Source organism: Gammaproteobacteria bacterium (genome assembly GCA_017999615.1).
Lineage (GTDB): Bacteria > Pseudomonadota > Gammaproteobacteria > JAABTG01 > JAABTG01 > JAGNLM01.
Window position 1 is genome coordinate 518,265 of the sequence record JAGNLM010000001.1, and the last position, 20,690, is coordinate 538,954.

General features: G+C 71.4%; 20 protein-coding genes. 5 read left to right on the forward strand and 15 right to left on the reverse strand.

All coding sequences use genetic code 11. From position 1 onward, the window contains the following. Positions 1 to 79: 79 nt before the first annotated feature. The 11 genes from mutH to KA217_02285 form a co-directional block, all read right to left on the reverse strand. Entirely contained in the window at positions 80 to 877 is a 798-nt protein-coding gene (gene mutH / locus KA217_02235; GenBank protein ID MBP7711275.1) for a DNA mismatch repair endonuclease MutH, read from the reverse strand. 394 nt (positions 878 to 1,271) lie between these two features. Then, on the reverse strand, positions 1,272 to 1,634 hold the full coding sequence (locus tag KA217_02240; protein MBP7711276.1) for a winged helix-turn-helix transcriptional regulator: 363 nt from the start codon (positions 1,632 to 1,634) through the stop codon (positions 1,272 to 1,274). A 190-nt stretch (positions 1,635 to 1,824) separates the two neighbouring features. Continuing rightward, positions 1,825 to 2,481, reverse strand: a complete 657-nt coding sequence (locus KA217_02245) for a lytic transglycosylase domain-containing protein (GenBank protein ID MBP7711277.1) — start codon at positions 2,479 to 2,481, stop codon at positions 1,825 to 1,827. Between the two features lie 173 nt (positions 2,482 to 2,654). Continuing rightward, a complete protein-coding gene (gene thiL / locus KA217_02250) occupies positions 2,655 to 3,539 on the reverse strand; it encodes a thiamine-phosphate kinase (GenBank protein MBP7711278.1) in 885 nt (294 codons plus the stop codon). An 83-nt stretch (positions 3,540 to 3,622) separates the two neighbouring features. Beyond that, entirely contained in the window at positions 3,623 to 4,078 is a 456-nt protein-coding gene (gene nusB, locus KA217_02255) for a transcription antitermination factor NusB (GenBank protein ID MBP7711279.1), read from the reverse strand. Beyond that, positions 4,075 to 4,551: a 6,7-dimethyl-8-ribityllumazine synthase gene (gene ribE / locus KA217_02260; protein ID MBP7711280.1), complete on the reverse strand. Its 477-nt coding sequence runs from the start codon at positions 4,549 to 4,551 to the stop codon at positions 4,075 to 4,077. The genes nusB and ribE overlap by 4 nt, the downstream gene beginning before the upstream one ends. Positions 4,552 to 4,565: 14 nt before the next feature. Continuing rightward, positions 4,566 to 5,684, reverse strand: a complete 1,119-nt coding sequence (gene ribB / locus KA217_02265; GenBank protein MBP7711281.1) for a 3,4-dihydroxy-2-butanone-4-phosphate synthase — start codon at positions 5,682 to 5,684, stop codon at positions 4,566 to 4,568. 44 nt (positions 5,685 to 5,728) lie between these two features. Then, entirely contained in the window at positions 5,729 to 6,385 is a 657-nt protein-coding gene (locus KA217_02270) for a riboflavin synthase (GenBank protein MBP7711282.1), read from the reverse strand. Between the two features lie 8 nt (positions 6,386 to 6,393). Further along, positions 6,394 to 7,515, reverse strand: coding sequence for a bifunctional diaminohydroxyphosphoribosylaminopyrimidine deaminase/5-amino-6-(5-phosphoribosylamino)uracil reductase RibD (ribD, locus tag KA217_02275; GenBank protein ID MBP7711283.1), 1,122 nt, complete (start codon positions 7,513 to 7,515; stop codon positions 6,394 to 6,396). 10 nt (positions 7,516 to 7,525) lie between these two features. Beyond that, a complete protein-coding gene (gene nrdR / locus KA217_02280; GenBank protein ID MBP7711284.1) occupies positions 7,526 to 8,029 on the reverse strand; it encodes a transcriptional regulator NrdR in 504 nt (167 codons plus the stop codon). Positions 8,030 to 8,035: 6 nt separating this feature from the next. Further along, complete coding sequence (locus KA217_02285; protein ID MBP7711285.1) at positions 8,036 to 9,295, reverse strand: serine hydroxymethyltransferase; 1,260 nt, start codon at positions 9,293 to 9,295, stop codon at positions 8,036 to 8,038. Positions 9,296 to 9,447: 152 nt separating this feature from the next. Here KA217_02285 and ettA point away from each other — a divergent pair, with 152 nt between their 5' ends. Genes ettA through KA217_02305 form a run of 4 tightly spaced genes read left to right on the forward strand, consistent with a single transcriptional unit; the run spans position 9,448 to position 13,350 of the window. Further along, positions 9,448 to 11,115: an energy-dependent translational throttle protein EttA gene (ettA, locus tag KA217_02290; GenBank protein ID MBP7711286.1), complete on the forward strand. Its 1,668-nt coding sequence runs from the start codon at positions 9,448 to 9,450 to the stop codon at positions 11,113 to 11,115. After that, positions 11,112 to 12,017 (forward strand): ATP-binding protein, encoded by a 906-nt coding sequence (locus tag KA217_02295; protein MBP7711287.1) that lies wholly within the window; start codon positions 11,112 to 11,114, stop codon positions 12,015 to 12,017. The genes ettA and KA217_02295 overlap by 4 nt, the downstream gene beginning before the upstream one ends. Before the next feature lie 3 nt (positions 12,018 to 12,020). Next, a complete protein-coding gene (locus KA217_02300) occupies positions 12,021 to 12,584 on the forward strand; it encodes a hypoxanthine-guanine phosphoribosyltransferase (GenBank protein MBP7711288.1) in 564 nt (187 codons plus the stop codon). A 22-nt stretch (positions 12,585 to 12,606) separates the two neighbouring features. After that, positions 12,607 to 13,350: an S-methyl-5'-thioinosine phosphorylase gene (locus KA217_02305; GenBank protein ID MBP7711289.1), complete on the forward strand. Its 744-nt coding sequence runs from the start codon at positions 12,607 to 12,609 to the stop codon at positions 13,348 to 13,350. Between the two features lie 21 nt (positions 13,351 to 13,371). Here KA217_02305 and KA217_02310 read toward each other — a convergent pair whose 3' ends face one another. The 3 genes from KA217_02310 to KA217_02320 form a co-directional block, all read right to left on the reverse strand. Further along, the gene (locus KA217_02310; GenBank protein ID MBP7711290.1) at positions 13,372 to 14,910 is read right to left on the reverse strand and encodes a bifunctional metallophosphatase/5'-nucleotidase; all 1,539 of its coding nucleotides are present in this window, start codon (positions 14,908 to 14,910) and stop codon (positions 13,372 to 13,374) included. Positions 14,911 to 14,916: 6 nt separating this feature from the next. Then, positions 14,917 to 16,284, reverse strand: coding sequence for an adenylosuccinate lyase (gene purB, locus KA217_02315; protein ID MBP7711291.1), 1,368 nt, complete (start codon positions 16,282 to 16,284; stop codon positions 14,917 to 14,919). A gap of 70 nt (positions 16,285 to 16,354) precedes the next feature. Further along, positions 16,355 to 17,200, reverse strand: a complete 846-nt coding sequence (locus KA217_02320; protein MBP7711292.1) for an undecaprenyl-diphosphate phosphatase — start codon at positions 17,198 to 17,200, stop codon at positions 16,355 to 16,357. Positions 17,201 to 17,310: 110 nt separating this feature from the next. On the opposite strand from KA217_02320, the gene KA217_02325 reads away from it, so the two are divergent. Further along, a complete protein-coding gene (locus KA217_02325; GenBank protein ID MBP7711293.1) occupies positions 17,311 to 18,744 on the forward strand; it encodes a TrpB-like pyridoxal phosphate-dependent enzyme in 1,434 nt (477 codons plus the stop codon). On the opposite strand, the gene KA217_02330 is transcribed toward KA217_02325, so the two are convergent. Beyond that, on the reverse strand, positions 18,724 to 20,637 hold the full coding sequence (locus KA217_02330; GenBank protein ID MBP7711294.1) for a S9 family peptidase: 1,914 nt from the start codon (positions 20,635 to 20,637) through the stop codon (positions 18,724 to 18,726). The two genes, KA217_02325 and KA217_02330, sit on opposite strands and share 21 nt — an antisense overlap. Positions 20,638 to 20,690 lie beyond the last annotated feature (53 nt).

The following is a 20,690-nucleotide window of genomic DNA, read 5'->3' on the forward strand; positions in this document are numbered from 1 at the left end:
ATGTACCACGGGGCCCGGAGTCCGGCGCCGGCCCGGGGCAGAGGGTGGCGGGGCGGCGGGTGGCTGGGCGTTCGGGGGGTCAGCGGGGCCGGGCGTAGTGCCGGCGGAGGACCTCCCGCGTGAAGGCGGTCCGCAGGTAGAAGCCGCGCGGGTTCGTCCAGACAGGGGCTCCGTCCTCGCCGACCCCTCGACAGAGGGTCCGCGAGCTCGCGGCCTTGGGACGCGCCTGCAGGAACGTACCGGCTCGCGCAGAGAGCTCCCCGAGACGGCCGAGACAGACCATCTCCATCAGCTCCTCCCAGTCCGCCCGCAGCGTTTCCTCCAGGTCCGGCTCCAGGGACCAGAGGAGAGGGCTGCCGATTCGGCGTGCCCCCACGGGGATCCCCCGGTCGGCCTCGATGGGCACCCAGAGCACCCGGGCGAGCTTGCGCCGGACCCAGCTGGCCTCCCACGTCTCGGCGCACGCACCCTCGAGGGGGACGGTGCACACGTAGGTGGACTCGAGCGGCGCACCGTCCCTTCCGACGGGCAGTGTCTTCAGCTCGATCCCCAGCGCCCGGAAATCGGGCTCGGCGAGCGACCCCGCGTCCGCGCCAAGCCACGCCTCGACGAGCTGTCCCGCCCAGCCCTTGGCCCGACGAAGGTCGGGGGGGGCCGCCAGCCCGAACGCCCGGCCGAGCTCCTCGAGCCGCCGGCCGGCCAGCCCCTCCGCCCGCTTCAGGAGCTCCCCCTCGGTGCGCGGCGCGGGTGTTGGCGACCGGGGGCAGCCCTCTGCCGCGCGTGGGGGGCGCTCGCGGGGATCGGGGTGTTCCTTCGCGACCCAGCCCTGGACGTGTAGCGTGACGGACGCGGGTCCGGCGGTGGTGTCTCCACCCACCAACTCGAGTCCGGCCCGTGCCGCGAGCTCGAGGAGGGTCCCGCTGAAGGCCTCGACCCACTCCACGTCCGGGGTTGGCAGGGTGATCGCGAGCGTGAGCCACGCCGGTGTCCCACCGGCTGCCGCGAGCCTCGCGAGGGCCTCCTCGAGCACGCCGTGGGCCCACTCGGCCGGGGGCGGTAGCCCGGAGTCCGGAGTCTCGACCGACCGGCTCGCCCCCGCGACCACCGCCTCGGTGTCGGGAGGAAGCATCAGGACTGCGGCATCGTCCCCGATCCCCACGCGGACGTCCGCCCGCCGCCGGGACCGGTCGAAATACCGCTCGATCAGGGCGAACTCGCTCAGGGACACGCGGGGACGCGCGCCCGGTGCCGGCGCGGGCGGGGGGGGAGCCTCAGTGGCTCTCGTGACAGAAGACCGAGCGCATCGCGACCATCAACGACAGGACGCGCTGATCGCGGATGCGGTACAGGACCTGGTTTCCCCGTTTGCGGTTTCCGAGCACTCCGCGCTCCAGCATGTGCGCCAGATGCTGGGAGACGTTGCTCTGGGACGTCTGCTCCACCCGGTTCGTGAGCTCCTGCACCGAGACCTCGCCCCCGCCGATGAGGCAGAGCAGCCGCAGGCGCAGGGGGTGCGCCATCGCCTTGACGGCGTGCGCCGTGCGATGGAGCTCCCACTCCTCCATGTCGAGGCCTCTGCCGGCGTCCAGGGCCGGCAATGGCAAGGACTGCGCTTCGGACTCCTGCGTCCCCATGGTCTACGCCCCCGTGGATTCGGGTTGGGCCGCCCGGGCCCGAATTAACCTTTAATAAAGATCCAGTAGGCTGTGTAAGGGAATGCCTGTACGCTGTCAAGGGCGCGGCGCATCGCGCTCCGGCCTCGCGCCGGACGTGGCACCCGGGGCAGGGAACTGGGATGGGCGCGGATGCCGCGCCGGCGGGGCGTCAGCCGTCCCGATCGAGATTGCGGAAGAAGAGCCCCATGACGCGCTGCACGTAGGTCTGGGTCTCCCCGTACGGAGGGACCTGGTTTCCGTGCTGTTCCACCGCACCCTCCCCGGCGTTGTAGGCGGCCAGGGCGAGCTTCAGGTTCTGGAAACGGTCCAGCAGCTCGCGCAGGTAGCGCACGCCGCCGTGGACGTTCTGTTCCGGGTCCCAGGGGTCTGCGACCCCGAAGCGTCGCGCAGTCCCGGGCATGAGCTGCATGAGGCCCATGGCTCCAGCCCGGGACAGGGCCTCCGGGTCGTAGTTGGACTCGGCGGTGATCACGGCGTGGACCAGTGCGGGGCTCACGCCCCAGCGCTGCGAGGCCTCGTGCACGAGGGGCGAGAACTCCTTCGAACCGGACGAGCGTTTACTCGCCGGGCGGGCCCGCAGGGCCGCGCGCGCCTCCGCCAGCCCCGTCGGCACGGCGGGCTTCGCCTCCGAGCGCATGAAGAGCTTGTATCCCGGGTGCGAGGGCTTGTCCGTGAAGTGGACCGTGCCGCGCGGGTCCACGTAGCGGTAGATGTCGGCACGAGCCTGGGACGAAAAGAGGAAAAGGGCTGCGGCGCAACCGAGCCCGGTCAGCGCAGCGGTGCGGAGAATCCGGTTATCCACCATGCGTGATCCACCCCCCGATGGCTCACGGAGACCTCAGCCAGCGCGCGGAAGAGTGTAGTACGAAAGCGCCCCGGTTTCTCGCCGCGCTTCCCGTGGGGGCGCGAGCCGTGGTCCCCATGGTTCCTGGTCTATGCAGCTGTAGCGGCCGGTGGGTCGAAAGCTCGATATGCCAATCACGCCGGTACGGGTGGCGCGGCCGCCAGGTTGAAGTGCTCGTAACCGTGGGGCAAGGCCAGGGGTGCGCCGCCCGGGCCGTGACAGGCGAGGCCGGGTGTGGCGACGATACGGCCGATCCGGGTCACCAAGACGCCGGCCTTGCGTGCCGCCCGGGAGACCTCGTCCTGGCGCCCCGCGGGTGCCGTGAAGAGCAGTTCGTAGTCGTCCCCGCCCCCCAGCGCCAACCGCCAACCGCTCACCGGATCCAGCGCCGCGCGCAGGGTCTCGGAGAGCGGCAGGCGGGCGGCCTCTACCTCGGCGCCCACGCGGCTCGCGGCCAGCACGTGCCGCAGGTCCGGGACCAGCCCGTCGGACACGTCGATCGCCGCACTCGCCAGCCCACGAAGCGCGAGGCCCAGTGCGACGCGGGGCTCGGGCCGGTCCAGCCGGTCCCGCACCCGCGCGAGGACTGCGGGGGCCAGCGGGTGTCGGCCCCGGAGGATCTCGAGAGCAAAGGCCGCGTCGCCCAGGGTGCCGGACACGTACACCTCGTCGCCCGGCTGCGCACCCCGGCGCAGGATGGTTGCGTCCTCCGGCACGTGGCCGTAGACCTCCACGGTGGCCCGGAGAGGGCCCAAGACGTGGTGTTCGGCGACCCGCCGCACCCCGTAGCGGCCCGCCAGCGTTTGCAGCCCCCGATGGAACTCCTCGAGCCAAGGGGCCGACGCCGGCAGGCTCAGAGCGACGCTGCAGGCCAGGGGGCTCGCGCCCATCGCGGCCAGGTCGCTCAGGTTCACGGCGAGCGCCTTGTGGCCGACGGCGGCCGCGGGGGTTTCGAGGGGAAAGTGGACCCCTGCCACCAGCGTGTCCACGGCGACGACCAGCGCGGCACCCGGGGGCACGCCGACCGCGCCCCAGGGGCGGGGCGCCTCCTGGCCGACTCCCGCCTGCGTTGCCCTTCGCGCGCCGGGTCCCGGGGGCAGGGTCACTCCGGCTGGGAACCCCCGGTCTCGAGGGGGCGGAGCTGGCGCGCCAGCCGGTCGAGGGTCGCGTTCACGTAGCGGTGGCCCTGCTCGGCGCCGAAGAGGCGTGCGATGTCCACCGCCTCGTTGAGGACCACGCGGTAGGGGACCTCGGGGCGTTGCGCCAGCTCGTAGGCCGCGAGTCGCAGGATGGCCCGTTCCACCGGATCGACCTGGGCGAGCGGACGGTCGAGGAGGGGGGCGAGGAAGGCGTCCAGCTCGGCGACGCGGGTGGGCACGCCGTGAACGAGCTCGTGAAAGTACTCGGTGTCCACCCGCCCCATGTCCTGCTCTTCCCGGAACTGGCGCTCGATGTCGGCCGGCTCCTGGGCCGTCATCTGCCACTGGTACACCGCCTGGAGCGCCGCGCGCCGGGCGTGTCGGCGGGCCTGGTGGCCGCGCCCGGCGGGAGGGCTCATGGGGAGATCTTGCGCAGGAGGCTGACCATCTCCATGGCGGAGAGCGCGGCCTCGGCGCCCTTGTTGCCGGCCTTCGTGCCCGCGCGCTCGATCGCCTGCTCGATGCTGTCGACCGTGAGCACACCGAACCCGATGGGGACGCTGTGCGCCAGGGTGACCTGGGCGAGGCCCTTGACCGTCTCCCCCGCCACGTACTCGAAGTGCGGCGTGCCCCCGCGGATGACCGCGCCGACGGCCACGATGGCGTCGAAGCGCCCGCTCGCCGCCAGGCGCTGGGCCGTGAGGGGGATCTCCCACGCGCCCGGCACGCGCACGATGGTGACGTCGGAGCGGGCGACCCCGTGGCGGGTGAGGGCGTCCATGGCGCCGGTGAGCAGGTTCTCCACCACGAAGCTGTTGAAACGGCTCACGACGATCGCGAAGCGCGCACCCTCCGCGCGGAATTCGCCCTCGAGCATGGTCACGTCTGTCATCGTCCCCTCCCGCCTCACTCAGGCTGACCGGTCACGTACCCCACCACCTCCAGACCGAAGCCCGAGATGGCGTGCATCTTCTTCGGGGCGGACAGAACCCGCATCTGCCGCACACCGAGGTCCAGCAGGATCTGGGCTCCGACGCCGTAGGTCCGGAGATTCTCTCCCGGCTCGCGGCGCGCGATCTCCTCGCCGTGGTCCCGGTCCCGGTAATGGAGCACCCGCTGCAGCAGGTCCTCGGAATCCTCGTGCTGGCGCAGGACCACCACGATGCCGGAGCCGGTCTCGGAGATGTGGTGCATCACGTCGCTCAGCGGCCAACCGCACTCTTCGCGCTGGCTGTCGAACAGGTCGCAGAGGCTGTCCTGGATGTGCACGCGCACCAGCGCAGGCTCCTTCGGCGAGACCTGTCCCATGGCGAGGGCGAAGTGCGCGACGCCGGTCCCCGTCTCGCGATAGGCGACCAGGCGGTAGCGGCCGAACTTTGTCGGCATGTCGCACTCGGCCACACGCTGGACGGTCTTCTCGTTCATCATCCGGTAGCGGATCAGGTCGGCGATGGTCCCGATCTTGATCCCGTGCACTCGGGCGAATTCCTCCAGATCGGCACGGCGCGCCATCGTCCCGTCTTCCTTCATGACCTCGACGATCACCGCCGCCGGCTCGAGCCCGGCGAGTCGCGTCAGGTCGCAGCCGGCCTCGGTGTGGCCCGCGCGGGTCAGGACCCCGCCCGGCTGGGCCATGATGGGGAAGACGTGCCCGGGGTGGACCAGGTCGCTCGGGCGCGCGTCGGGGGCCACCGCCGCGCGAACGGTCGTGGCCCGGTCGGCCGCCGAGATGCCGGTGGTCACGCCGCGGGCGGCCTCGATGGTGACGGTAAAGTTCGTGCGGTGCGCGTCCGAGGTCTCGCGCACCATCAACGGGAGCCGCAGCTGCTCGCAGCGCTCGCGGGTGAGCGTGAGGCAGATGAGCCCCCGTCCGTGCCGGGCCATGAAGTTGATGTCCTCGGGCCGGACGAGGGAGGCCGCCATGATCAGGTCGCCCTCATTCTCCCGGTCCTCGTCGTCCATGATGAGCACCATGCGGCCGGCGCGGATGTCTTCGATGATGTCTTCGATGGTGTTGAAATCCATGGTTTCCGGATCCGTGCTCGGGTGTGCCGCCGGAGCCGCCGCGTCTACTTCACGAAGCCGTGGCGGGCCAGCAGTTCCAGGGTCACGCCGCCAGCGGGCTCCGCGGCGCGGTCGCCCAGGAGGAGGCGTTCCAGGTGGCGGGCGATCACGTCGACCTCCAGGTTCACCGGGCGCCCCGGCTGGTACTGGTCGATCGTGGTCCCCTGGATGGTGTGGGGGACGATGTTGAGATCGAAGCGGGCGCCTTCCACGCGGTTCACGGTCAGGCTGACCCCGTCGACCGCGATGGAGCCCTTTTCGGCGATGTAACGGGCGAGCTCCCGAGGGGCCTCGATCACGAAGCGCACCGACCGCGCCTCGGGGCGGCGCTCCAGGACCCGGCCGACGCCGTCCACGTGGCCCGCGACCAGGTGGCCCCCGAGCCGGCTGGTGGGTGTCAACGCCTTTTCCAGGTTGACCGGGTCGCCGGGCCGCAGCGCCCCGAGGGTCGTCCGGGACAGGGACTCCGCCGACACGTCCGCCCAGAACCCGTCGCCGGGAAGCTCGACCGCGGTGAGGCACACCCCGTTCACGGCGATGCTGTCACCGACCCGCACGTCGCCGAGGTCGAGGCCGCCCGCGGCCACCCGCAGACGCGCGTCGCCTCGCCGGTCCTCCCGCGCGAGCACCCTGCCGACGGCCTCGATGATGCCGGTGAACATGCCTTGGGCTACGGGACGGAGGGCCGGGCCGTGACGCGCCAGTCGTTGCCGATGGCGCGAACCTCCAGGATCTCCAGTCCGACGGCCTCCTCCATCCGCTCCAGCCCGGGCAAGCGGAACAGGCCGCGGGCGTCCGACCCCAGGATCTTCGGTGCCACATACAGGACCAGTTCGTCCACCAACCCGGCCCGCAGCATGGACCCGCTCAGCGTTGCCCCCGCCTCCAGCAGCATCTCGTTGACCTCCTCTTCCTGCGCCAGGTAGTGGAGCAGGGGCAGCAGGTCGATGCCGTCGCTGTGCCCCGGGAATCGTATCACCTCGGCCGTGCCGTCGATAATCGCCTCGGGGACCTCCTCGTCCGGGCAGCAGGTCGCGATCAGGGTACGGCCCGGCACCGTGAGCATCCTTGCGCTCGGGGGCGTGCTGAGGCGGGGGTCGAGGACCACCCGCAAGGGTTGGCGCCAGCCCCCCGGGGGCGGAGGCTCCCCGAGGTCCGCGGCCCGTACGGTCAGGGACGGGTCGTCGGCGAGCACGGTGCCAATCCCGGTCAGGATCGCGGCGCTGCGCGCGCGCAGGCGCTGCACGTCCCGGCGGGCCTCGGGCCCCGTGATCCAGCGGCTCTCCCCCGAGGCCATGGCGGTGCGGGCGTCCAGGCTCATGCCGAGCTTGGCCCTTACGTACGGCCGGCCGTGCGTCATCCGCATCACGAAACCGGGGTTGAGGGCGCGGGTCTGCGCCTCGAGCAGACCGCACTCCACGGTGACCCCGGCGGACCGCAGCCGGGCGAGCCCCGCCCCCCGGACGAGGGGATTGGGGTCCTCCATGGCCACCACCACCCGTGTGACGCCTGCCGCGGCCAGCGCCTCGGTGCAGGGCGGCGTGCGGCCGTGGTGCGCGCAGGGCTCGAGCGTCACGTAGGCAGTGGCGCCTGCGGCCCGTGGGCCGGCGGCGCGCAGCGCCAGGACCTCCGCGTGGGGCTCGCCCGCGCGCTCGTGCCAGCCTTCACCCACGACCGCACCGTCCCGTACCAGCACGCAGCCGACGCGGGGGTTGGGCTCCGTCGTGTAGAGCCCGCGCTCCGCGAGGCGCAGGGCGCGACCCATGTGGCCGTGGTCGTCGCCGGAGAACATGGGTGCGGGGCTAACGCTCCTCCGGCAGCAGGGGCAGCTGTTGCTTCCTCTGCTCGGGGGAGAGGGTGTGCTGGAGGCGCTCGACCTCGTCCCGGAAATCCTGCAGGTCCTGGAACTTGCGGTAGACCGAGGCGAAGCGCACGTACGCCACCTGGTCGAGCCCGCGCAGCTCGTCCATGACCCACTCGCCGATGGTGCGGCTCGCGATCTCCCGCTCCGGGTGGGCGATCAGGCGCTTCTTGATGCGGCTCACCGCCCGCTCCAGGTCGTCGGCCCCCACCGGCCGCTTCTCCAGGGCCCGCGCCATGCCGGCCCGCAGCTTCTCCTCGAGGAAGGGCTGGCGGCTGCCGTCCGATTTCACGACCCGCGGCAGGCTCAGCTCGACGGTCTCATAGGTGGTGAAGCGCTCCTTGCACTCCAGACACTCGCGCCGGCGCCGCACCGAGTCGCCCTCGCCCCCGAGGCGCGAATCCACCACGCGGGTATCGGGCGCTCCGCAGAAGGGGCAGCGCACCGCGCCTTACGCCGGGGAGTAGACGGGGAATCTCTCGCAGAGGGAGAGCGCCTGCTGCCGGACCCGGGCGATGACCGCCTCGTCGCGGACGTCGTCCAGGATGTCGCACATCCAGCCGGCCAGCTCCCGACACTCTGCCTCGCAGAACCCCCGGGTCGTCACGGCGGGTGTGCCCGCGCGGATCCCGCTCGTCACCATCGGCGGCTGCGGGTCCCCGGGAATGGCATTCTTGTTGACCGTGATGTTGGCCCGCCCCAGGGCGGCGTCGGCCTCCTTCCCGGTGACTCCCCGGGCCACCAGGTCGAGCAGGAACAGGTGGTTGTCCGTACCTCCCGAGACCACCTTGAACCCGCGTTCCAGGAACGCCCCCGCCATGGCCCGGGCGTTGCTCACCACCTGCCGCGAATACTCGCGGAAGCCCGGCTGGAGCGCCTCCTGGAGGGCCACCGCCTTGGCGGCGATCACGTGCATCAGGGGCCCACCCTGGGTCCCGGGGAAGACCAGTGAGTTGAACTTCTTCTCCAGTTCCGGGTTGGAGCGGGCGAGGATCAGTCCCCCGCGGGGTCCCCGCAGGGTCTTGTGGGTGGTGGTGGTCACCACGTCCGCCACCGGTACCGGGCTCGGGTAGAGGCCGCTCGCCACGAGGCCCGCCACGTGGGCCATGTCGACGAAGAGGTACGCGCCGACCGCGTCGGCGATCGCCCGGAAGCGCTCCCAGTCCACGATACGGGAGTAGGCCGAGAACCCGGCCACGATCATCTTCGGCCGGTGCTCGAGCGCGAGGCGCTCCACCTCGGCGTAGTCGATGAGCCCGGTGTCCCGCTCCACCCCGTACTGGACGGCGCGGTAGATCTTGCCGGAGAAATTCGGCTTGGCCCCATGGGTGAGGTGGCCGCCTGCGTCGAGGCTCATTCCCAGGATGGTGTCGCCGGGGCTGAGCAGCGCCATGTAGACGGCGGCGTTGGCCTGCGAGCCGGAGTGGGGTTGGACGTTGGCGTAGGCCGCGCCGAAGAGGGTCTTGGCCCGCTCGATGGCGAGCCGCTCCGCGACGTCGACGAACTCGCAGCCGCCGTAGTAACGCTTCCCGGGGTAGCCTTCCGCGTACTTGTTGGTCAGCACCGAGCCCTGGGCTTCGAGCACCCGGGGGCTGGCGTAATTCTCGGAGGCGATGAGCTCGATGTGCTCCTCCTGGCGCCGGCGCTCGGCTCTGATGGCGGCGGCGAGCTCGTCATCGAAGCCCGCGATGGTCATGTCGCTCGAAAACATGGTTTTCCCTCGATTGCCAGGCACCAGGACGGCCAGATCGTGAGCCTGGAAGTCTACCAGAGGGGCGCCCCACCCTGCAGCGGCGGTCTAGGGACAGGCCTGGCGGTCTGTGCGATCATGGCGCCCGAATTCGGCGAGACTCGGCGGTCCCAATGGCGCAATTCATCTACACCATGAACCGGGTGGGCAAGGTCGTGCCCCCCAAGCGGGAAATCCTGAAGGACATCTCGCTCTCCTTCTTCCCCGGGGCGAAGATCGGGGTGCTCGGTCTGAACGGATCCGGCAAGTCGACCTTGCTCCGGATCATGGCGGGGGTCGACACCGAGATCCTCGGCGAGGCCCGGCCCCAGCCGGGGATCCGGATCGGGTACCTGCCCCAGGAGCCGCAGCTCGACCCCGCGAAGGACGTTCGCGGAAACGTGGAGGAGGCGCTCGCGGCGCTCAAGCAGGCACAGGAGCGGCTGGACGCGGTGTACGCCGCGTATGCCGAGCCGGACGCCGACTTCGAGGCCCTGGCTGCCGAGCAGGCCCAGCTCGAGAACCTGATCCACGCGGCCGACGCGCACGACCTGGACCGCCGCCTCGAGGTGGCCGCCGACGCCCTGCGCCTGCCGCCCTGGGACGCCGACGTCACCCGACTCTCCGGCGGCGAGCGGCGGCGCGTGGCGCTCTGCCGGCTGCTCCTCTCCACTCCGGACATGCTCCTGTTGGACGAGCCCACGAACCATCTGGACGCCGAATCGGTCGCCTGGCTCGAGCGGTTTCTCCAGGAGTACCCGGGAACCGTGGTGGCGGTCACCCACGACCGGTATTTCCTCGACAACGTGGCCGGCTGGATCCTGGAGCTCGACCGCGGCCGCGGGATCCCCTGGGAGGGCAACTACTCCTCCTGGCTCGAGCAGAAGGAGCGCCGGCTCGAGGTGGAGGAGAAGCAGGAGAGCGCCCGCCAGAAGGCGATGCTGTCCGAGCTCGAGTGGGTGCGCGCGAACCCCAAGGGCCGGCACGCCAAGAGCCGGGCCCGGATCGCGCGGTTCGAGGAGCTGTCCTCCCAGGAGTACCAGGCGCGAAGCGAGACGAAGGAGATCTACATTCCGCCGGGGCCGCGACTGGGCGACCTGGTGGTGGAGGCGGTCGACCTGAAGAAGGGCTTCGGCGACCGGCTTCTCATCGACGGGCTCTCGTTCAACCTCCCGCGCGGGGGCATCGTCGGGGTCATCGGTCCGAACGGGGCCGGCAAGACCACGCTGTTCCGGATGATCACCGGGCGCGAGGCGCCCGACGGCGGCGAGCTGCGGGTGGGACCCACCGTACAGATCGCCTACGTGGACCAGAGCCGTGACTCCCTGGAGGGGAGCAAGACGGTGTGGGAGGAGATCTCCGACGGCCAGGACATCATCGTGGTCGGCAAGTACGAGGTGCCGTCCCGCGCCTACGTGGGGCGCTTCAACTTCAAGGGCCCCGACCAGCAGAAGCGGGTGGGCGACCTCTCGGGGGGTGAGCGCAACCGCGTCCACCTCGCGAAGCTGCTGAAGAGCGGCGGCAACGTCCTGCTGCTGGACGAGCCCACCAACGACCTCGACGTGGAGACCCTGCGGGCGCTCGAGGAGGCACTGCTGGCGTTTCCGGGCTGCGCCGTGGTCATCTCCCACGACCGCTGGTTCCTCGACCGCATCGCGACCCACATCCTGGCCTTCGAGGGTGAGAGCCAGGTCGTGTGGTTCGAGGGCAACTACGCCGACTACCACGCCGAGCTCAGGCGGCGCAAAGGCGAGGACGCCGACCAGCCGCACCGGATCAAGTACCGGCGCCTGGTCCCGTGAGCGAGCCCGATTGGGCGGGAGTCCTGGCGGCCCTGGACGGGCTCGTGGCGAGGCTCGAGCACCTGGTGCCCGGCCCGCCGCCTCCCGTGGACTGGGACCTGTACCGCGCGTTCCGCTGGCGGCGCGAGAGGGGGCGCGGGTTCCTCGAGGCGGTTCGCCACCCCCACCGCGTGCGGCTCGAGGACCTGCGGGGCGTGGACGCCCAGAAGGCGGCGCTGCTCCGCAACACCCGCCAGTTCCTCGCCGGGTTGCCCGCCAACAACGCGCTGCTCTGGGGCGCCCGGGGCACGGGCAAGTCGTCGCTCGTCAAGGCGCTGCTCGAAGAGCTCTGGGGCGAGGGGCTGAGGCTCGTCGAGGTGGACGCCCACGCGCTCGTCGACCTGCCGGACGTCGTAGCGGCGCTGGACGCCCGGGCCGAGCGCTTCATCCTGTTCAGCGACGACCTCTCGTTCGAGGCGGGTGACCCGAGCTACAAGGCGCTCAAGGCCGCCCTCGACGGCTCGGTCGCGGGGCTGCCGGAGAACGTGTTGATCTACGCGACCTCCAACCGCCGGCACCTGATGCCGGAGTACTTCCAGGACAACCTGGAGGCCCGCACGGTGGACGGCGAGATCCACCCCGGCGAGGGGGTGGAGGAGAAGATCTCGCTCTCCGAGCGCTTCGGTCTCTGGCTCTCCTTCTACCCCTTCGGTCAGGAGGACTACCTGGAGATCGCGGGGGCCTGGGTGGCCCGTCTGGGCGCAGGGGAGGAGGACCCGGAGGACCTGCGCCGGGAGGCCCTGCGGTGGGCGCTGGCGCACGGGTCGCGCAGCGGGCGCTCCGCCTGGCAGTTCGCCCGGGACCGCGTGGGGCGCCGCGCTCTTGCCGCCCCCGCCGGCGGCCGGGCCGAAGAGGAGCGGTGAGCCATGGTGAGCGCCGTGCCCACCCCCGAGGAGGTCCGCCGGGTCCAGCAGGAGGCGGACCTCCTGCACTCGGAACGGGACGTGGAGGCGGCCCTCGACGGGATGGCCGCCGCGATGACCGAGCGTCTGGCCAAGCTCGACCCCCTGCTACTCGGGGTGATGGTGGGCGGCATGGCGCCGCTCGGCTGCCTGCTCCGGCGGCTCCCCTTCCCGCTGCAGGTGGATTACCTGCACGCGACGCGCTATCGCGGCGGGGTCCGGGGCGGGGGGCTCGAGTGGCGGGCAAGACCGGCGACGCCCCTCTCGGGCCGGGTGGTCGTGGTGGTGGACGACATCCTGGACGAAGGGCTGACCCTCACGGAGATCCTCGACTGGTGCCGGGGGGCCGGTGCCGCCCGGGTCCACAGCGCGGTCCTGGTGCACAAGCGGCACGACAGAAAGCCCGGGTTGCGCCGGGCCGACTTCACGGGGCTCGAGGTGCCCGACCGCTACGTCTTCGGGTACGGAATGGACTACCGCGGCTACCTGCGCAACGCCCCCGGCATCTTCGCCGTCCGGGGGCTGTGACCGGTCGGGGGGAGGAGGGCGCGTGAGGACCGTGGCACTCATCGGCGGCACTGGGCTCACCGCCCTGGAGGGGCTCGAGGTCCTGCGCCGGGATACGGTGACCACCCCCTGGGGAGCGCCTTCGGCGCCGCTGGTGCACGGGCTCTTCCACGGCTGCCCGGTGGTGTTCCTGGCCCGTCACGGGCCGGGCGGAACCATCCCCCCGCACCGGGTGAACTATCGGGCGAATCTCTGGGCGCTGCGGGAGGCAGGGGCCTGCCAGGTGATTGCGGTGAACGCGGTCGGCGGCATCCGCCCGGGGCTCGACCTGCCCGGGCGACTGGTGGTTCCCCACCAGATCGTCGACTACACCTACGGGCGGGCGCACACGTTCTTCGAGGACGAGCTCGATCACGTGGTCCACGTGGATTTCACCGAGCCCTACTGCGAGCCCCTGCGCGAGACCCTGATCGAGGCCGGGCAACGCGCCGGGCTCGAGGTCGCGGTTCGCGGCGTCTACGGCGCGACGCAGGGACCGCGCCTGGAGACCGCGGCGGAGGTGGACCGTCTGGAGCAGGACGGCTGCGACATCGTGGGGATGACCGGGATGCCCGAGGCCTCCCTCGCGCGCGAGCTGGGTCTGTGCTACGCGGCCATCGCCGTCGTCGCCAACGCGGCGGCCGGGCGGGGGCCGGGTGTCCTCTCGATGGAGGAGATCGAGCTCAACCTGAAAGAGGGGATGCGGTCCGTGCGTTCCCTGCTGGAGCAGGCGATCCCGCTGGCCTGAATGGCGGCAGAGCCGCCTCGGTCAGCGCCGGGGTGGGCCGGCCTCTACGGTGGGGCGGGTGATGCGCCCGTCCAGGGTCACCGAGACTTCGCCCCGTTCCCGGAAGGCCTCCATCACCAGGTCCGAGATGAGGCGCCCGGTGGCCACCCGGTCCTCCATCTCCTTCAGCACGAGGTAGTTGTCGCCCCCCTCGGCGAGGAAGTCCGGCAGCACCACGCGATAGCGGGCCGCGGGGGCGAGCGGCTCGCCGGCCGCGGTGACGGCCCCGGCCCTGCCGTTCGTGATGGCGTAGCGCAGGCCCGAGACCTGCAGGAAACCTCCCGGGTTGTCCTGGGGGTCCAGGGAGGCCGAGCGGTCGAGCGCCGCCTGGACCTGGGCGCCGGTCAGGGTGCCCGTGACGAGCTCGTTGCCGAAGGGAAACGCCTGGTAGACGTCCTTCACCCGGACCTCGCCCGCCGGGATCGAGGCCCGGAAGCCGCCGCCGTTGAACAGGGCCATGTCGGCGGCGGTGAGCTCGCGCGCGAGGTCGGCCAGAAAGTTCCCGAAGTTGCTCTCCCCGCGCCGGATCCGCTCCCGGCTGGCGTCCAGCTCCACGGCGTTGCGCCCCACCACCACCGCGACCTCCTGCTCCAGCCGGTCGGCGAGGGCCCGCACTTCCGCGGCGAGCCTCGCGTCCTCCGGAACGCCCTCGTCCATCGGCAGGACCCGGTAGGCGACGACCTCGGCGCGGCCGTCACGCACCCGGAGGTCCAGGCGCCCCAGGTGGGTACCGCGGTCGCCTGCCTGGAGGACGGGAACGCCGTTCTCGATGAGGGGCTCCGGGAAGAGGTGGTGGTTGTGGCCGCCCACCACCAGGTCCACCCCCGGGACCTCCCGAGCCAGGCGGCGGTCCTCCGCCACGCCCAGATGGGAGAGCACGACCACCAGGTCGGCTTCCCGCTCCAGTCGGGGCACGAGTCGGCGAGCCGCCGCCACGGGGTCCTCGACGCGGATCCCGGCGATGTTCCGGGGGTGCGTGGTGGCGGTCAGCTCGTCGGTGACGAGCCCGAGCACCGCCACCCGAGGCCCGCCGGGCGGGGCCAGGACGACGGAGTCCCGCACCGGGAAGGGGCTCGGCTCGGCCCGCAGGTTGGCGGCCAGGATGGGGAAGCGGGCCTCTGCCAGGAGGTCGCGGAAGTGCGTCTGCCCATAGTCGAGCTCGTGGTTGCCCACGACCGCGGCGTCGACCCCCACGTCGCCGAGGAATCCCAGGTCGGGCAGACCGAGGAACACGGTGGAGGTCACCGTGCCCTGCAGGAGGTCCCCGGCGAAGAGCAGCAGCACGGGGCGCTCGGGATCCTCGGCGCGGACCGCGCGCGCCGCCGAGGCGAGCCGGGCGATGCCACCGAGGGTCCGGCCCGTCGCCGGGTCGGCGACCGGCTCGAGCTGCCCGTGGAGGTCGTTGAAGTGGAGAATCGTGAGGGCCTGTCCCTCCTCGGCGTGGCCGGGCGCCGCCGCTCCGAAGAGCAGGGTGAGCGTCAGCAGGCTGCGCGCCGGCAGGCTTCGCAACACCGCGCCCATGACGCCTCAGATCTCCCGTGCGAGGCGGGCCGCGATCCCGGTGTAGGCGGCCGGCGTCAGGTCGAGCAGGGTGCGTTTGGCCCCCGCGGGGATCTCGAGCCTCTCGATGAGCGCGACGAGCGCCGCGCGGTCGACCTCCTGGCCGCGCGTGAGCGCCTTGAGCTTCTCGTAGGGTTGTTCGACCCCGTAGCGGCGCATGACGGTCTGCACGGCCTCGGCGAGCACCTCCCAGTGCTCGTCCAGGTCCTCCGCCAGCCGGGTCGGGCTCACCTCGAGCTTGCCGAGGCCGGCGAGCGTCGCCTGGTAGGCCAGCACCGAGTGGGCGACGCCGACGCCCAGGTTTCGCAGGACGGTCGAGTCCGAGAGGTCGCGCTGCCAGCGCGACACGGGCAGCTTTCCGGCGAGGTGCTCGAACAGCGCGTTGGCGATCCCGAGGTTGCCTTCCGCATTCTCGAAGTCGATGGGGTTCACCTTGTGCGGCATGGTCGAGGACCCGACCTCGCCGGCCTTGGTCTTTTGCTTGAAATAGGCAAGGGAGACGTAGCCCCAGAGGTCCCGGCAGAGATCGATCAGGACCGTGTTGAAGCGGGACACCGCGTGGAAGAGCTCGGCGATGAAGTCGTGGGGCTCGACCTGCGTGGTGTAGGGGTTCCAGACGAGGCCGAGGCTCACCACGAAGTCGCGCGCCAGAGGCTCCCAGTCCACCTCGGGATAGGCGGCCCGGTGGGCGTTGAAGTTGCCCACGGCGCCGTTCATCTTGCCGAGCAGGGGGATGCCGACCACCTGCTCGCGCTGCCTGCGCAGCCGGTGAACGAAGTTCGCCAGCTCCTTGCCGACGGTCGTGGGCGAGGCGGGTTGGCCGTGGGTGCGGGCGAGCATCGGCCGGTCCGCGAGGGCGTGGGCCAGGTGGCCGAGCGCCTGGACGACTTCGTCCATCGCGGGCAGCAGCGCCTGGGTGCGGGCCTCGCGCAGCATCAGGGCGTAGGCGAGATTGTTCACGTCCTCCGACGTGCAGCCGAAGTGGATGAACTCCGAGACCGCGGCCAGCTCGGGGTTACCCGCGATCTTCTCCTTCAGGAAGTATTCGACCGCCTTGACGTCGTGGTTGGTCGTGCGCTCGATGTTCTTGACCCGCTGGGCATCCTCGACGCCGAACTGCTCCACGATGCCCCCGAGGAGATTGCGTGCCCGCTCGCCGAGCGGGGGTATTTCGGCGATCTCGCTTCGGCTGGCCAGGTGCTCGAGCCAGCGGACCTCGACCTCGACCCGGTGCCGGATGAGCCCGTACTCGCTGAAGATGGGTCGCAGGTCCGCGGTCTTCCCGGCATATCGGCCGTCGATGGGAGAGACGGCGGTGAGCGGTGTCAGGTCCATGGTGCCTCCGCGGCCTCGTGCAGAGACCTGCAGTATAGGGGCGTCGTACCCGGCCGGGGTCGGATGGCCGTCAGCCCGCGGCCGGTCCCGTCGAATGGCTGTAGTAGTAGCCCAGCAGCAGCGCGCCGAAGATGATCCGGTACCAGGCGAAGGCCGCGAAGCTGTGGTGGGAAACGTAGCGCACGAAGAGCTTGACCACGAGAAGCGCGCTGAAGAAGGACGTCACGAAGCCCACCGCGAAGAGTGGCAGGTCGGCCGGGGAGAGTGCCGACTGGCTCTTCGCCAGGTCGAAGGTGGTCGCCGCCAGCATGATCGGGATGGCGAGGAAGAAGGAGAACTCCGTCGCCGCCGTGCGCGACAGGCCAAGGAGCAGGCCGCCCATGATGGTCGCACCCGAGCGCGAGACGCCCGGGACGAGCGACAGGCACTGGGCGATGCCGATGCCGAGCGCCGTGCGGGGAGGGATGTCGTCCATCGCCGGGACGCGCAGGCGCACCTCGAGGGCCTCGATGACGAGGATCGCGACACCCCCGAGCACGAGCGCCGCGGCCACAACCCAGGGCGTGAAGAGGTAGGCCTTGATCCAGTGATGGGTCAGAAGGCCGACTGCCGCCGCGGGCACGAACGCGAGCAGGAGGTTGACGACGAGTCGGCGGTCCTCGGGCGCCCCTCCCCAGACCCTGGCGAGTCGCGCCACCCTTTGCCGGTACAGCCACGCCACCGCGAGGATGGCGCCCAGCTGGATGAAGATGTCGAAGGTCTTGGCGCGCTCGTCGTTGAACCCGAGCCAGTCGCCCACCAGGATGAGGTGGCCCGTCGAGGACACCGGGATGAACTCCGTCGCTCCCTCGACGAGGCCGAGGAGGGTAGCCTGGAGGTAGGGGTTGCCGAGCAACTCGGAGACGAGCTCGCCCATCGGGTGCCTCGCAAAAGGGAACGGTGGCAGGTTGGTTCGGGCGGGAGTATACCTGCACACTGGATCCCGTACCGGCCGGTGGACCGGCCGCGGCCTGTTGTGGCCCGGACATGGCACTCGACGGTGGTGCGGCAAAGCTTCTTGACCCCGTAGACCATCGGCTCCGAGGAGGTTCAGCCGTGCACACGAAGATCCTGCTGGACGAGAACGAGATCCCGACCCACTGGTACAACGTGGTGGCCGACATGCCGAACCCGCCGTACCCGTCGTTCGGGTCCGACGGCAAGCCGCTGAAGCCGGAGATGATGCTGGCGATCTTCCCCGGCAACCTCCTGGAGCAGGAGGTGTCCCGGGAGCGCTGGGTCCCCATCCCCGAAGCGGTGCGGGAGATCTACCGGATCTGGCGCCCCTCGCCCCTGGTGCGGGCGCACCGCCTGGAGCAGATGCTCGGCACCCCCGCCAGGATCTACTTCAAGAACGAGTCGGTCTCACCGGCCGGGTCCCACAAGCCCAACTCGGCGGTGGCCCAGGCCTATTTCAACAAGATGGCGGGTTTCAATCGCCTCACCACCGAGACCGGCGCCGGCCAGTGGGGCAGCGCGCTCTCCATGGCGGCCGAGATGCTCGGGATGCAGGCGCGGGTCTTCATGGTGAAGGTGAGCTACGAGCAGAAGCCCTTCCGCCGCTCCATGATGAAGACCTGGGGTGCGGAGGTCTTCGCGAGCCCCTCGGAGCTCACGCAGGCGGGGCGCTCGGTGCTCGCGAAGGACCCGAACAGCCCGGGCAGCCTGGGCATCGCGATCTCGGAAGCGGTGGAGGAGGCGGCCTCGCGCAAGGACACCAACTACACGCTCGGCTCGGTGCTGAACCACGTGCTGCTGCACCAGACCGTGATCGGCCTGGAGGCCAAGAAACAATTCGACAAGGTCGGGGACTACCCGGACGTGATCTTCGCCCCCTGCGGCGGCGGCTGCAACCTGGCCGGCCTGAGCTTCCCGTTCCTCGCCGACAAGGCGGCCGGCGACAAGAGGGCGCGAAATCTCCGCATCGTCGCGGTCGAGCCCTCCTCCTGCCCGACCCTGACCAAGGGGGTGTTCGCCTATGACTTCGGCGACGCCTCTGGCTACACGCCCCTGATGAAGATGTACACCCTGGGCCACGACTTCATGCCCCCCGGGATCCACGCGGGAGGGTTGCGCTATCACGGCGCCGCGCCGCTCGTCTCCCAGTTGGTCCACGAGAAGCTGCTGGAGGCGGTGGCGGTGCCCCAACTGGCGACCTTCGAGGCGGGCGTGATGTTCGCGCGCGCCGAGGGCATCATCCCGGCCCCCGAGTCCTCACACGCGATCCGCGCCTGCGTCGAGGAGGCGCTGCGCTGCAAGGAGACGGGCGAGCCGAAGACGCTCCTGTTCAACCTGTCCGGGCACGGCCATTTCGACATGGCCTCCTACGACAAGTACTTCGCCGGGGACCTCGAGGACTACGAGTACCCGGAGAGCGCCATCCACGAGGCGCTCCAGCGGTTACCCAAGGTCGCGGAGTAGGGAGAGACCGAGGCCGAGCGCGCGGCGGTAGAACGCGAGCTCGGCCTCCAGGCAGCGGCGGATGGTCTCGGCCTGGTGGAAGCCGTGCTGCTCCCCCGGGAAGGCGAGGTACTCCGCCGCGATGCCTCGCTCGCGCAGGGCGCCCACCATGCGCTCGGTCTGGTCGGGGGGAACGACGCGGTCCTCGAGCCCCTGGAAGAAGATCACCGGCGCCCTGATCCGGTCGGCGTGGTGCAGGGGAGAGCGCGCCCGGTAGGTCTCGGCGGCCTCGGGATAGGGGCCCACCAGGCGGTCCAGGTAGTGCGACTCGAATTTGTGGGTGTCGCGCGCGAGGGTCTCCAGGTCACTCACCCCGTAGTAGACCGCTCCTGCCCGGAACGTCTGCCCGGAGGCGAGCGCCGCCAGGACGGTGAAGCCGCCCGCGCTCGAGCCTCGTATGGCGATTCGCCGGGGGTCGACCTCCCCGACCTCCGCGAGGTGGCGCGCCGCCGCCACGCAGTCCGCTACGTCCACCAGCCCCCAGCGGCCCTCCAGGCGCTGGCGGTACGCCCGCCCGTAGCCGCTGCTGCCACCGTAATTGACGTCGGCGAAGGCGAAGCCGCGGGTCGTCCAGAACTGCACGACCGCGTCGAAGGCCGGGGTCGCGGCACCCGTCGGCCCGCCGTGGCACCGGACCAGCAGGGGCGGACGCTCGCCGGCAGGGGCGGTCGCCTCGGGATTGCGGGGGCGGTAGAAGAGGGCGTGGGCGTGGGCGCCGCCCGCGGCGGGGAAGGTGACCGCCCGGGGCCGGGAGAGCCAGTCGGGCGCGAGGGGGACTGAGCCCCCCTCGCGCAGGACGTCGAGTTGCCCCGTGGCGGGGTCCAGGCGGAGCACGGCGGTGTCGGTGTCCGGGCTCGCCCCGGTGAAGACGACGCCGTCGCCGTCCGGCCAGAGGTCCGCGACGAGGGTGAAGGGGGTGGGGAGGGTCTCCAGGGCGGACCCGGGGGCCGCGATGCGGCCGAGATGCCAGCTGCCGTCGCGGGCAAAGGCGCAGACGACGGACCCGTCGCCGAGGACTGCATAGGTACTCATGCCGAACAGCCACTGGGGCAGCCCGAACTCCGCCTCGGCCGCCGCCAGTGCCTCCAGCCGGCCCCGCGTCCAGCGGTACAGGTTCCACCACCCGCTGCGGTCGGAGACGAAGCACAGGCTGCCGTCCGCACCCCACTCGGGCTGGAACACCGACTCCCCGGGGCCGCCGGCCACCGTCACGGTCCGTTCCGGTACGCCGTCCGCTCCGAGCTCCGCCACCCGCAACCGGGTGCCGTCCCAGGGCATGTCCGGGTGGTCCCACTCGAGCCAGGCGAGGCTTGCGCCGTCGGGAGAGGCGCGGGGCGAGGCGAGAAAGTCGGGTCCGGCGACGAGCGTCCGCGCCGGGCTGCCCCGCCCCGCAGCAAGTCCGAAGGCCACCAGCGAGGAGCGCGGCTCGGCCCCGGACGCGAGCTCCTCGCGCACACAGAGCAGGCGTCCCCGCGCCGGGTCCAGCGCCAGGTCCGCGTGCCGCCAGGGGCCGGACTGGCCGAGTAGTTCCGGGTCGGCCCCGGACGCCTGCCGGTAGACCTGCTGGTCGTGGAGATTGACGAAGTACACCGTGCCCGCGCGGACTGCGTAAGCGCCCCCGCCGTACTCGTGGACCCGGCTGCGCACGCTGTAGGCGGGCGGCGTCAGGTCGCTCGCGACGCCGCCCGCAGGGCGCCGCACCAGTACCGTGCGACCGCCTTCGAAGGGGCGGGTCTCGGTCCAGTAGCTGACGCCCTCGTCCACCCGGGGTGACCCGAGGCGGACGGAGGCCGCGGCCACGTCCGCCGGTCCCAGGGGTGAGGCCCAGCTCCCGTACGGAACCTCTCGCGTCATCGGTCTCGCACCGCCGTCCGCCCGCGCCGGGGCACCTCCGGGGGACCGCCGCC